Annotated in this window: 8 protein-coding genes and 2 tRNA genes; 8 read left to right on the top strand and 2 right to left on the bottom strand. The window is 60.5% G+C overall.

All coding sequences use genetic code 11. The features are described from left to right. Positions 1 to 97 precede the first annotated feature (97 nt). The 4 genes from AOA62_RS18255 to AOA62_RS18235 all read left to right on the top strand — a co-directional run bounded on the left by AOA62_RS18255 (position 98) and on the right by AOA62_RS18235 (position 4999). On the top strand, positions 98 to 460 hold the full coding sequence (locus tag AOA62_RS18255; protein WP_099549362.1) for an MGMT family protein: 363 nt from the start codon (positions 98 to 100) through the stop codon (positions 458 to 460). A gap of 43 nt (positions 461 to 503) precedes the next feature. Beyond that, a complete protein-coding gene (locus AOA62_RS18250) occupies positions 504 to 2036 on the top strand; it encodes an AmpG family muropeptide MFS transporter (RefSeq protein WP_017139744.1) in 1533 nt (510 codons plus the stop codon). 273 nt (positions 2037 to 2309) lie between these two features. Continuing rightward, positions 2310 to 4025, top strand: coding sequence for a proline--tRNA ligase (locus tag AOA62_RS18240; RefSeq protein ID WP_099549360.1), 1716 nt, complete (start codon positions 2310 to 2312; stop codon positions 4023 to 4025). Positions 4026 to 4045: 20 nt separating this feature from the next. Next, positions 4046 to 4999 carry a hypothetical protein gene (locus tag AOA62_RS18235; protein WP_099549359.1) on the top strand — a complete coding sequence of 318 codons (954 nt, stop codon included), beginning with the start codon at positions 4046 to 4048 and terminating at the stop codon, positions 4997 to 4999. Between the two features lie 132 nt (positions 5000 to 5131). Here the strand turns inward: AOA62_RS18235 and dinB are convergent, their stop codons facing one another. Continuing rightward, positions 5132 to 6190, bottom strand: a complete 1059-nt coding sequence (gene dinB, locus AOA62_RS18230; protein ID WP_099549358.1) for a DNA polymerase IV — start codon at positions 6188 to 6190, stop codon at positions 5132 to 5134. A gap of 280 nt (positions 6191 to 6470) precedes the next feature. Between dinB and AOA62_RS18225 the strand changes: the two genes are divergently transcribed. The 4 genes from AOA62_RS18225 (at position 6471) to AOA62_RS18210 (ending at position 11039) form a co-directional block, all read left to right on the top strand. Further along, a tRNA-Met gene (locus tag AOA62_RS18225) sits at positions 6471 to 6547 on the top strand. Positions 6548 to 6754: 207 nt separating this feature from the next. Continuing rightward, positions 6755 to 6831 (top strand) — tRNA-Met (locus AOA62_RS18220). Positions 6832 to 7110: 279 nt separating this feature from the next. Then, positions 7111 to 9753, top strand: coding sequence for a bifunctional lysylphosphatidylglycerol flippase/synthetase MprF (mprF, locus tag AOA62_RS18215; protein ID WP_017139740.1), 2643 nt, complete (start codon positions 7111 to 7113; stop codon positions 9751 to 9753). After that, a complete protein-coding gene (locus AOA62_RS18210) occupies positions 9753 to 11039 on the top strand; it encodes a virulence factor family protein (protein ID WP_017139739.1) in 1287 nt (428 codons plus the stop codon). The genes mprF and AOA62_RS18210 overlap by 1 nt, the downstream gene beginning before the upstream one ends. Positions 11040 to 11202: 163 nt before the next feature. Here the strand turns inward: AOA62_RS18210 and recJ are convergent, their stop codons facing one another. Further along, positions 11203 to 12912 carry a single-stranded-DNA-specific exonuclease RecJ gene (gene recJ, locus AOA62_RS18205; protein WP_017139738.1) on the bottom strand — a complete coding sequence of 570 codons (1710 nt, stop codon included), beginning with the start codon at positions 12910 to 12912 and terminating at the stop codon, positions 11203 to 11205. Between the last annotated feature and the right edge of the window lie 186 nt (positions 12913 to 13098).

Below are 13098 nucleotides of genomic sequence, written 5' to 3'. Positions count from 1 at the left end.
TAGCTTGGACTGACTCAAGGATTTATATTGAGTTCAATTCTCAACGGCATGATTACAGACGTTTCTTACAAAAACACCTCTTTATAAAGACGCGGCGATGCCCACACCTCACTCACCCGAAGACGCCCCCCAAAGCCCCGCAGACATGCGCCGAACGGCCCTGTACCTGACCCTGGCGCAAGTGCCCGAAGGTTGCGTGGTGAGTTACGGCGAGTTGGCGCACCTGGCCGGCCTGGGCCGTGCTGCCCGCTGGGTCGGGCGCACGCTCAGCCAACTGCCGGAGGACACCCGTCTGCCCTGGCATCGGGTATTGGGTGCCGGTGGTCGGATAAGTCTGCCGGTGGGCAGCGCTTCAGGCGACGAACAACGTGCGCGTTTGCGCAGTGAAGGCGTCAGTATCCTGAACAATCGCGTTGATATTCAGCGTCATGGCTGGCGCCCGGTAGAGCACAGCGGTTAGAGTGCGCGCTTTGTTTCCGCAAATCTGAGGCAGACTCCAGCCCATGCCCCGTAAAACCTGGCGCGCCGCGCTCGCCGCCTATGCCAGCCCTTCGACGTTAGTCCTGTTGTTGCTCGGCTTCGCCGCCGGCTTGCCTTACATGTTGGTGTTTTCGACGCTATCTGTGTGGTTGCGCGAGGCCGGTGTGGCCCGCGAGACCATCGGCTATGCGAGCCTGATCGGCCTGGCCTATGCGTTTAAATGGGTCTGGTCGCCGCTGCTCGACCAATGGCGCCTGCCGCTGCTCGGCAAACTGGGACGACGTCGCTCCTGGCTGGTACTTGCCCAGACGCTGGTGATCCTCGGGTTGATCGGCATGGGTTTCTGCGACCCGCAAAAGCACTTGTCCTGGCTGATCGCCATTGCCGTTATCGTAGCCTTTGCCTCGGCCACCCAAGACATTGCGGTAGACGCCTATCGCCTGGAAATAGCCGATGACAGCCGCCAGGCCGCGCTGGCTGCCAGCTACATGTCCGGCTATCGCATCGCCGCACTGCTGGCCACCGCCGGCGCGCTGTTCTTTGCCGAAGGTTTCGGTTCCACCGGCTTCAACTATAAACACTCGGCCTGGACCGGCACTTACGTGCTGTTCGGCGTGCTGATGATCCCGGCACTGCTGACCACCTTCTTCATGCGTGAACCCGATGTGCCACTGCGCACCCAATTGCAGGCCGGGCGCTACAGCTTTGCGCATCAGCTTGTCTCGGTCTTTGTGCTGATCGTGCTGTTGGTGTCGGTCCCGGCGATGTTCACCCAGTTGTACAACACCGATTTCGCCAGCGTGCTGTTCCACGGCGTGAGCCTGTGGGAGCTGCTGATGGAAGATCGCGCGTTCCTGCGCGCCATCCTGTACATCATCCTCACCACCCTGTGCCTCTCGGCCATGGGCCGCCGGGGTTTGGCGCCGGTGCTGACGCCGGTCAACGACTTTATCCTGCGGTATCGCTGGCAGGCGCTGCTGCTGCTCGGGCTGATTGCGACCTATCGCATGTCCGACACGGTAATGGGCGTGATGGCCAACGTGTTCTACATCGACCAGGGCTTTACCAAGGACCAGATCGCCGGGGTCAGCAAGATCTTCGGCCTGATCATGACCCTGCTCGGCGCCGGTATGGGCGGCCTGTTGATTGTGCGCTTCGGCATCTTGCCGATCCTGTTTATCGGCGGCATTGCCTCGGCGGCCACCAACCTGCTGTTCGTGATGCTTGCCGACATGGGCCCGGACCTGCAGATGCTGATCTTCACCATCTCCCTGGATAACTTCAGTTCGGGGCTGGCCACTTCGGCGTTTGTCGCCTACCTGTCGAGCCTGACCAACCTCAAGTTCTCCGCCACCCAATACGCGCTGCTCAGCTCGATCATGCTGTTGCTGCCGCGCCTGATTGGTGGCTACTCGGGCGTGATGGTAGAGAAGTTCGGTTATCACAACTTCTTCATCATCACTTGCCTGCTGGGTGTGCCGACGCTGTTCCTGATTGCGCTGCACTGGTTTCAGGAAAGCCGACGGGCGCGGTTGAATCCTCCCGCAGAAGACTGACCCACCTCAGCCAATGTGGGAGCTGGCTTGTTGTGGCGAGCGAGCTTGCTTGCGCTGGGGTGCGAAGCGCCCCCAAAAAAGCCGGTGACTGCTGCGCAGTCAAACGGGAGCAAGCTCCCTCGCCACAGCAAGCGCCCTCTCCATAGCAAGCCAGCTCCCACACGCGCTCTACTCAACCAGAAACACCGCCACGACCTCACGCCTGTACTCCAGCGACAACCGCCCGTACAATCCCAAGTCATTTCAAGTCCAAGCAACCGACAACGGCCTACCATGCGTACCAGTCAATATTTGCTCGCCACACAGAAAGAAACGCCTTCCGACGCGGTTGTGATCAGCCATCAGCTGATGCTGCGCGCCGGTATGATCCGCAAACTGGCCTCCGGCCTGTACACCTGGCTGCCCATGGGCTTGAAGGTGATGCGCAAGGTCGAAGCCATCGTTCGCGAAGAAATGAACGCCGCCGGCTCTCTGGAAGTGTTGATGCCGAGCACCCAACCGGCTGAGCTGTGGCAGGAATCCGGGCGCTGGGAAGAGTACGGCCCTGAGTTGCTGCGCTTCAAGGATCGTCATGGCCGCGATTTCTGCGCCGGCCCGACCCATGAAGAAGTGATCACTGACCTGATGCGCAACGAGTTGAGCAGCTACAAGCAGCTGCCGTTGAACCTGTATCAGATCCAGACCAAGTTCCGTGACGAAATTCGCCCACGCTTCGGTTTGATGCGCGGCCGCGAATTCATCATGAAAGACGCCTACTCGTTCCACGCCGACCAGGCGTCCCTGCAGGCCACCTACGACCGCATGCACACCGCCTACTGCAACGTGTTCACGCGCCTGGGCCTGAAGTTCCGTCCGGTTGAAGCGGACAACGGCTCCATCGGCGGCGCCGGCTCCCACGAGTTCCACGTGCTGGCCGAGTCCGGCGAAGACGATATCGTGTTCAGCAACGGTTCCGACTACGCGGCGAACATCGAGAAAGCCGAAGCCGTGCCACGGGAAACGTCCCGCGCCGCACCGGCTGAAGAACTGCGCCTGGTGGACACGCCAGAGACCAAGACCATCGCGGCCCTGGTGGAAAAATTCAATCTGCCGATTGAAAAGACCATCAAGACCCTGATCGTGCGCGCCGAAGAAGAAGACAAGCTGATCGCCCTGGTGATCCGTGGCGACCACGAACTCAACGAAATCAAGGCTGCCCAGCAACCTGGCGTGGCCAGCCCGCTGGTCATGGCCACCGATGCCGAACTGCGCGACGCCATTGGCGCCGGTGCTGGTTCGCTGGGCCCGCTGAACCTGCCGTTGCCGATCATCATCGACCGTTCGGTCGAGCTGATGAGCGACTTCGGTATCGGCGCCAACATTGATGACAAGCACTACTTCGGCGTGAACTGGGAGCGTGACTTGCCGGTTCCGACCGTGGCCGACCTGCGTAACGTGGTGGCCGGTGACCCAAGCCCGGATGGCAAGGGCACCCTGGAAATCAAGCGCGGCATCGAAGTCGGGCACATCTTCCAGCTGGGCAACAAGTACAGCAAGGCGATGAAGTGCGAAGTGCTGGGCGAGAACGGCAAGCCGATCACCCTGGACATGGGCTGCTACGGCATTGGCGTATCACGCGTGGTTGCCGCTGCCATCGAGCAGAACAACGACGAGAAAGGCATCATCTGGAGTGACGCCCTGGCACCGTTCCAGATCGCCCTGGTACCGCTGCGCTACGACAACGAGCAAGTACGCGAAGCCACCGACAAACTGTATGCCGAACTGACGGCTGCCGGTTTTGAAGTGCTGCTCGATGACCGGGACAAGAAAACCAGCCCGGGCATCAAGTTCGCCGACATGGAACTGATTGGCATCCCGCACCGTATCGTGGTCAGTGACCGCGGCCTGGCGGATGGCAATCTGGAATACAAGAGCCGGACCGAAGCCGAAGCCCAACCGTTGCCGGTGGCTGACGTGCTGTCTTTCCTTCAGGCGCGTATTCGTCGCTGAAAACCAGATCAAGAGAAGTCATGTTCAAGCGAAACACCAGAGCCCTGGGGGGCGCCGCCTTGTGCGGCGCCCTGCTGGTCAGCGGCTGCGCCAATCAAATGTCGCAACGCAGCGAGCACGAGGAGCGGGTCGAGCGAAAGTTGCTCGATCACAGCCTGCAAATCGATGTAGGCGAACCCAAAGTGCTGGAACTGCCGCAACGCCGGGTTCGCATTCACGAGCAGAAGACCTTTGAGGTCACCGAGTTCGAAGTCACCCGCCGTTACGATCGCTACACCCCCTACCAGCCCTGGCGCAAACTCTATGAGATGCCTTTGGGTGCTGTTGCACTGGTAGCGGGCGCGGGCGCCAACGTGGTGAATGTCTTCGCCCTCGGCAACCTGCCCACCAGCATGACGCGCGACTGGCTGAGCTACGGCGTGGACGGCATCAACCCGTTCATGAACGTGCAATCCCACGGCCGTGCGCAACAGAACCTGGCGGGTATCGATGAAGTGCAGCGCGACAAGCGCACGGAGTATTCGAGCCTGCCCTGGAGCGAGCGACCGGTGCAAGTTACCGCCGGCAAGCAGACCCATGAGCTGACCACCGACCGCGATGGCGTACTGCGCCTGAACCTGTTGGACAGCCCATTTGCCGAGCAGGACCTGAACCACGTCAGCACCTTGAAGATCAGCGTGGAAGATGGCCAGGACGATGTGCATTCCGACTCGACCCTGGCGATCAGCAACACCCTGCGCGGCAAGTTGCTCGAAGCCCATGGCCTGATCTACGACGACTTGGAAGATGACGAAGTGAACCAATGGGTGCACCGGGTCAAACGCCTGTCGGAGCTGGGCCTGGAGGAAGAAGCCAGCGAGCTGGAACAAAGCCTGATCGAATTGACGCGCAATGATCCGGAGTTGCAGCAGGAGTTTCTGCAGGCGCTGACCAAGGATGCGGGAAGACTCGTCGCAGATCCTGGGGCACGCTGAGACTTCAGGCTGGATAAAAATCCAAATGTGGGAGCTGGCTTGCCTGCGATAGCGGTGTATTAGTCACAACATCAGTGACTGACACTGCGCTATCGCAGGCAAGCCAGCTCCCACATTTTTTTGATCCGGTTTCTACCAGGGAAATTGAAGCTGCTCGTTACCGCTGCTCAGGTCCAGCAACCGCACCCCAATCCCCAACAACCGCACCGGCTTCCCGCCCCGGTTAAACGCCTGGGTCAACAGCTGTTGATAACTCTCCAGATCCCGCCCTGCCCCGGCCTGCTCCAGCGTCGTCTGGGTAAAGTCATGAAACTTCACCTTAACGAACGGCTTGCCCGCGCGGTAGCTACTGTCTATACGCGCCATGCGCCCTGCCAGGGTTTCCATCAGCTCAGGCAGTTTCGCCAGGCAACTTGAGAGATCCGGCAGGTCCACGTCGTAGGTATTTTCCACGCTGATCGATTGTCGGCGGCTGTCGTTCTGCACCACACGGTCATCAATCCCACGAGCCAGGCCCCAGAGCCGCTCGCCAAAACTGCCGAATTCACGCACCAGCGCCAGCTTGTTCCACTCGCGCAGTTGCAGGCAGTCTTCGATGCCCAGGCGCGCCAGCTTGTCGGCGGTGACCTTGCCGACACCGTGCAGCTTTTTCACTGGCAACTGCGACACAAAGTCTTCGACCTGATCCGGGGTGATCACAAACAGGCCGTTGGGTTTTTTCCAGTCGCTGGCGATCTTGGCCAGAAACTTGTTCGGCGCCACGCCGGCCGACACGGTGATGTGCAACTGGTTGGAGACGCGCCGGCGGATGTCCTGGGCGATACGCGTGGCACTGCCGCCAAAATGCGGGCTGTCGGACACATCCAGGTAGGCTTCGTCCAGCGACAACGGCTCGATCAGGTCGGTGTAGTCGCGAAAGATCGTCTGGATTTCCTTCGACGCTTCTTTATAAGCATCCATGCGCGGCTTGACGATGGTCAGGTCCGGGCACAGCTTCAAGGCGTGGCGCGATGACATGGCCGAGCGCACGCCATAGGCCCGCGCCTCATAGTTACAGGTTGCAATCACCCCTCGCCTGTCTGCCGAGCCGCCGACCGCCAGTGGCTTTTGCGCCAGGCTCGGGTCGTCGCGCATCTCGATGGCGGCGTAGAAGCAATCACAGTCGACGTGGATGATTTTGCGCTGCGTCATATAAACAGAGGGTGTAATCCAACGGGCGGCCAGTATCGCACTCACTCCTGTATATAGCACCAGTAGTTTGAATCTGCCGTTAGAGCGGTAGGAAATTTCCCAGATGAATTTATTTTCTCAATCGAAATCTACCCACCAATAGAGCCCAAACCCTTGGCCAGACTGGCCCCGAGGCCGTTTGAAGCCCACCTTGGAGAGCTAACCGCTTGAACCACAAGCGCTTTTCTTCAATTCACAGGTTGACACACCTGCGTTCCTCTGTAGAATGCCGACACACAGACGCGGGATGGAGCAGTCTGGTAGCTCGTCGGGCTCATAACCCGAAGGTCGTCGGTTCAAATCCGGCTCCCGCAACCAAACATCAAAAAAGGCTACTCGAAAGAGTGGCCTTTTTTGTGCGTGCCTGTTTTAGCCCTGTATGAAAATTGTAAGACAGAAAAAACGTTGCCCACCCAGCACTTACCGCACAAGGTGGCTGTGGAGTGACTAATTTCCACTTATTTGACCCATCAGACTATTAACGGTTGACACCTCGCCGTTGGGCTGTAGAATGCCGCCCACAGACGCGGGATGGAGCAGTCTGGTAGCTCGTCGGGCTCATAACCCGAAGGTCGTCGGTTCAAATCCGGCTCCCGCAACCAAACATCAAAAAAGGCTACTCGAAAGAGTGGCCTTTTTTGTATCCGGTGAAAAAGTTCTTCTGAAACAATGGTATGGCATCTTTCATGAAACCGTATTCGGTTTGCAGAGTCCATGTCATTGCAAGCTATGCTCAGTGCTCAAGCTCGACCCTCTACGACCAATGGCCGCTGTCGCCGCCCCCGACGATAAGCGTTAATATTTGTAATTATTTTGTCCATAGGGATTGGTAACTTGGCTGGATACCTCCATCCTGTCGCGCACAATCCACGAGGTGATTGATGCGCGCCAACTCGTCTGAACCACAAGACACCGTCACAGCGGAACAACCGATCACTCCCACCCGTTTGCGATGGCTGGATCTGTTGAGCAAATACCGTCAACCCATTGGGCTGGCCGTCACCCTGTTGCTGTTCGCTATCGCCCTGATCGCCTGCCGACACTTGCTGCTGGAGCTGGACCTTTACGCGCTCCACGACTCGATCCTGGAAGTGCCCAAGCCTGCCTTGCTCGGCGCATTTGCCGCCGCGGTCGCAGGTTTCATCATTCTATTGGGCTACGAATTCTCCGGCGCACGTTATGCCGGCGTGAAGCTCCCGGCCAAGACCCTGGCCATGGGTGGCTTCACCGCCTTTGCCATCGGCAATGCCATTGGGTTGTCGATGCTTTCGGGCGGTTCAGTACGCTACCGTTTATATGCACGCCATGGCATCGGTGCCTCGGAAGTGGCGCACATGACCGTGTTTGCCAGCCTGGCCTTGGGCACCGCCCTGCCGCCGTTGGCCGCACTGGCCACCTTGAGCAACTTGCCCGCGGCCTCGACCTACCTGCATTTGTCCCAAGGTTTGCTCGGTGGCATCGCCGGCGCGGTATTGCTGCTGTCAGTCGCACTGTGCATCGGTATTTATCGCCGGCGCCTGCCGGAACAACCTTACCCGGACAACCTGCTGGTCAAGGCCGGGCGTCGCACGCTGCGCCTGCCGGGCCGCCGCCTGACCTTCCTGCAACTGATCATCACCGCGCTGGATGTGGCCGCTGCCGCCACCGTCCTTTATATGTTGCTGCCGGAAGCGCCGCCGTTCGGCCCGTTCCTGCTGGTGTATTTGCTGGCCCTGGCTGCCGGTGTACTCAGCCATGTGCCGGGTGGCGTGGGCGTGTTCGAGGCAATTCTGCTGGCCGCGTTTGCCGACAAACTCGGCGCCGCGCCATTGGCCGCCGCCCTGCTGTTGTACCGGATGATCTACGTGGTTCTGCCGCTGCTGATCGCCTGTATCTTCCTGTTGGTCAACGAAGCCCAGCGCCTGTTCCAGACCCAGCAAAGCCTGCGGGTTGCTTCGGGCCTGGCGGCGCCGGTGCTGGCCGTACTGGTTTTTTTGTCCGGCGTGGTCCTGCTGTTTTCCGGCGCCACGCCGGAAATCGACTCACGCCTGGAAAACATCGGCTTCCTGATTCCCCACCGCCTGATTGATGCCTCGCACTTCGGTGCCAGCCTGATCGGCGTGTTGTGCCTGCTGCTCGCCCAAGGCCTGCGTCGACGTTTGTCGGCGGCCTGGATGCTGACCATGGTGCTGCTGCTGACCGGCGCCCTGCTCTCGCTGCTCAAAGGCTTCGACTGGGAAGAAGCCAGCCTGATGATCATGACGGCGGTGCTGCTGGCGATCTTCCGTCGCTCGTTTTACCGCGCCAGCCGCCTGACTGAGCTGCCGTTCTCGCCCCTGTACCTGGTGGCCAGTGTCTGTGTGCTGGGCGCCTCGATCTGGCTGCTGCTGTTTGCCTATCAAGACGTGCCGTACAGCCATCAGCTATGGTGGCAGTTCACCCTGGACGCCAACGCTCCACGGGGCCTGCGTTCATTGCTGGGTGCGGCGGTGTTGCTGGTGATCGTGTCGTTGACCTGGCTGTTGCGCACTGCGCGCCCGGTCATTCACTTGCCGACACCGGATGAGCTGGAGCGCGCCACCAAGATCCTGATGGCCTCCTCGCAACCCGACGGCGGCCTGGCGCTGACCGGCGACAAGGCGTTGCTGTTCCACCCCAACGATGAAGCCTTCCTGATGTACGCCCGTCGCGGGCGCAGCCTGGTGGCCCTGTACGACCCGATCGGCCCGACTCAGCCCCGCGCGGAGATGATCTGGCAGTTCCGCGACCTGTGTGATATCCATCACGCGCGCCCAGTGTTCTATCAAGTACGCGCCGAGAACCTGCCGTACTACATGGACATTGGCCTCACCGCGATCAAGCTGGGCGAAGAAGCCCGCGTCGACCTCAAACGCTTTGACCTGGAAGCCAAGGGCAAAGAGATGAAGGACCTGCGCTACACCTGGAACCGTGGCACCCGGGACGGCCTGTCCCTGGAGATCTGCGACCCGGGCCAGGCGCCGATGGATGAGCTCAAAGTCATTTCCGATGCGTGGCTGACCGGCAAGAACGTGCGGGAAAAGGGCTTCTCCCTCGGACGTTTCAGTGACGACTACCTCAAGCACTTTCGCATCGCGATCATTCGCTTCGAAGGGCGCCCGGTAGCCTTCGCCAACCTGCTCGAGACCTACAACCATGACCTGGCCAGTCTCGACCTGATGCGTGCGCACCCGGACGCGCCGAAGCTGACCATGGAATTCATGATGGTTGGCCTGATTCAACATTATAAGAACCATGACTACGCCCGCTTCAGCCTCGGCATGGTGCCGTTGTCGGGCCTGCAACCGCGCCGTGGTGCGCCGCTGACCCAACGCCTGGGCTCGATGGTGTTCCGCCGCGGCGAGCAACTGTATAACTTCCAAGGTTTGCGCCGCTTCAAAGACAAGTTCCAGCCTGACTGGGAACCCCGTTATATGGCCGTGCCCGCAGGACTTGATCCGCTGGTGGCACTGGCCGATACCGCCGCCCTGATTGCGGGCGGCTTGACTGGATTGGTGAAACGCTGATGATTCGACGCTCCTGGCGGTATGTATTGGCCTTAGTAGTGCTGCTCGCGCTGATCGCGGCGGGTGGCTTTTGGTACTGGAACCGCCCTGCCCCGCAACCGATCCTGGAACAACTGCCCCAGGCCGACGGTTCGGTGATGACCCGTGTGACGCCTAACGGCTCGGCCAAGGCCCGCGTGGCCGTGGCTGTAATGGCCGATGAGACCTTGAGCGACAGCCAACTGATTGCCCTGAGCCAGGGCGGCTCGGCGCAAATCGTTCAAGTGATCCTGCCAAAAGATGACTGCAAGTTGCAGGAACAAGCCCTGCAAAGCGCCCTGGCCCAGCTTAAAGGCCCGGCGACGCTGGTCAGCGGCATCGGCCCTGGCGCCGCGCTCGCCTGGCGCTGGCTGGCCACACAGAACGACGACAAGGCCAACGCCATCTCCGTCGGCTTCGCCCTGGTCCAGGAAGGTTGCAAGGACCCACTGCCGAAGACCTCTGCCCATGGCAATTGGCTGGTGGCGTGGAACGATAACCCTGACGATGAAAGCGCCAGTTTCGTACGCGATACACCGCGCGCGACTACCAGCATCAGCGACTACGACATTCACTACCCACAGGTACTGAACAACGAACTGCGCAAGCAATTGGTCGGTTCGGACAACGGCGGCCTGGCGATTCCGGTGGTCGAAGTACCGGCTGGCCAAGCCAAGGACACCGTTACCTTGTTCCTCTCCGGTGATGGCGGCTGGCGTGACCTGGACCGCGATGTGGCCGGTGAAATGGCCAAGATCGGCTACCCGGTGGTCGGCATCGACACCCTGCGCTACTACTGGCAGCACAAGACCCCGGAACAAAGCGCCAAAGACCTCACCGAGCTGATGCAGCACTACCGCCAGAAGTGGGGCACCAAGCGCTTCGTACTGACCGGCTATTCGTTCGGCGCCGACGTACTGCCAGCGATCTACAACCGCATGCCGGAAAGCGAACAGCAGCGTGTCGACGCCATTATCCTGCTCGCATTCGCACGCACTGGCAGCTTTGAAATCGAAGTGGAAGGCTGGCTGGGCAATGCCGGCAAAGAGGCCGCCACTGGCCCGGAAATGGCCAAGCTGCCAGCCGATAAAGTGGTGTGCATCTACGGTGCTGAAGAAGTCAACGAGAGTGGTTGCACCGACACCACTGCCGTAGGCGAGGCTGTGAAGCTGCCGGGCGGGCATCACTTTGATGAGAACTACCCGGCGCTGGCTCAGCGTTTGGTGGATATCATTGTGAAGCATCAGGCCAAAGACAAAACTGAGTAATCCAAGGCTGCCCACAAAGCTGAACGTGGGCACCTCTGTGGGAGCTGGCTTGCCTGCGATAGCATCACCTCGGTCTGTCTGATAGACCGAGGCGTCCGCATCGCAGGCAAGCCAGCTCCCACACAAGCCCGCTCCCGCAGTTGTTTTGTGGTGTGGCTCAGACTCAGCGCGGTTCGATATGCGCAATCATCAGTTGCACAGTTTCATTGCCACGAAACTCGTTCACATCCAGCTTGTAGGCCAATTCCACCCAACGCACCGTCGGGTTCGGCCACACCTCACGGTCCACACCAAACGCAATGCCATCGAGCTTCACTGACCCGCATTCGCTCTTGAGCACCACCTTCAGGTGCCGCTCGCCAACCACACGTTGCTCCACCAACTGAAACACACCGTGAAACAACGGCTCGGGAAAGTGCTGGCCCCATGGCCCGGCATGTCGCAGTGCACGCGCCAGTTCCAGGTGAAACTCTTCCACCGCCAACGTACCGTCGGTCAACAGGCGACCGGTGAGGTCTTCTTCACACAGTTGCCGGCGCACTTCGGCATCAAAGGCTTCGGCAAACAGCGGGAAGTTTTCCTCGGGCAAGGTCAGGCCGGCGGCCATGGCGTGGCCGCCGTATTTGGCGATCAGGTTGGGATGCTGGCTGGCGACCACCGCCAGGGCATCACGGATGTGAAAACCCTGCACAGAACGCCCTGAGCCCTTGAGCAGGCCGTCACCGGCGTCGGCGAAGGCGATGGTCGGACGGAAATACCGCTCTTTCATGCGTGACGCCAGAATACCGATCACACCTTGGTGCCATTCAGGGTCGAACAGGCACAAGCCGTAAGGCATCGACTCCACCGGCAAGTCCTTGAGCTGGGCCAGGGCCTCGCGCTGCATGCCTTGCTCGATGGATTTGCGGTCCTGGTTCATGCCGTCCAGTTGCGCGGCCATTTCCCGTGCCGCCGCCACGTCGCTGGTGAGCAGGCATTCGATGCCCAGGCTCATATCATCCAGGCGCCCCGCGGCATTGAGGCGTGGCCCGAGGATAAAACCGAGGTCGGTGGAGGTGATACGCGCCGCATCACGCTTGGCCACTTCGAGGATCGCCTTGATCCCCGGCCGCGCACGCCCGGCACGAATACGCTCCAGGCCCTGATGCACCAGAATGCGGTTGTTGGCATCCAGCGGCACCACGTCAGCCACGCTGCCCAAGGCGACCAGATCAAGCAGTTCGCCGATATTTGGCTGGGGTTTGTTGTCGTACCAGCCCAGGCTGCGCAACCGCGCGCGCAGGGCCATCAGCACGTAAAAGATCACACCCACGCCGGCCAACGCCTTGCTGGGGAACTCGCAGCCAGGCTGGTTCGGGTTGACAATGGCGTCCGCCGCCGGCAATTCATCACCCGGCAAGTGGTGGTCAGTGACCAATACCTGCAACCCGGCGGCCTTCGCCGCCGCCACGCCTTCAACGCTGGAGATGCCGTTATCCACGGTGATCAGCAGCTGCGGCTCGCGCTGCAGCGCCACAGCGACGATTTCCGGGGTAAGCCCGTAGCCGTATTCGAAGCGGTTGGGCACCAGGTAATCGACATGCGCCGCGCCGAGCAAACGCAGGCCCAACGTGCCCACGGTACTGGCCGTGGCGCCATCGGCGTCGAAGTCACCGACGATGAGGATGCGCTGGCGCTGCTCCAGGGCCGTCACCAGCAGGTCTACCGCCGCGTCGATGCCCTTGAGTTGCTGGTAGGGAATCAACCGCGCCAGGCTCTTGTCCAGCTCAGCCTCCGACTGCACCCCGCGTGCGGCGTAGAGACGGGTCAACAGCGGTGGCAATTCACCGAGAAACGGCAGGACAGCGGGCAACGGGCGAGGATCGATACGCATGGGGTAACGGAAGCTTCTCTTCAGATACAACGGTTAAACGACAATTGAGCAATCAACACAGATCAACGCTGGAACCTGTTTGTGTAGCTGGCTTGTGTGGGAGCTGGCTTGCCTGCGATGCAGGCACCTCGGTCCATCAGACATACCGCGGTGATGCTATCGCAGGCAAGCCAGCTCCCACACAAG

The organism is Pseudomonas sp. 2995-3, from assembly GCF_002742565.1.
In the GTDB taxonomy this organism is placed as follows: Bacteria; Pseudomonadota; Gammaproteobacteria; order Pseudomonadales; family Pseudomonadaceae; genus Aquipseudomonas; species Aquipseudomonas edaphica.
This window is presented reverse-complemented; position numbering and strand designations above follow the sequence as displayed.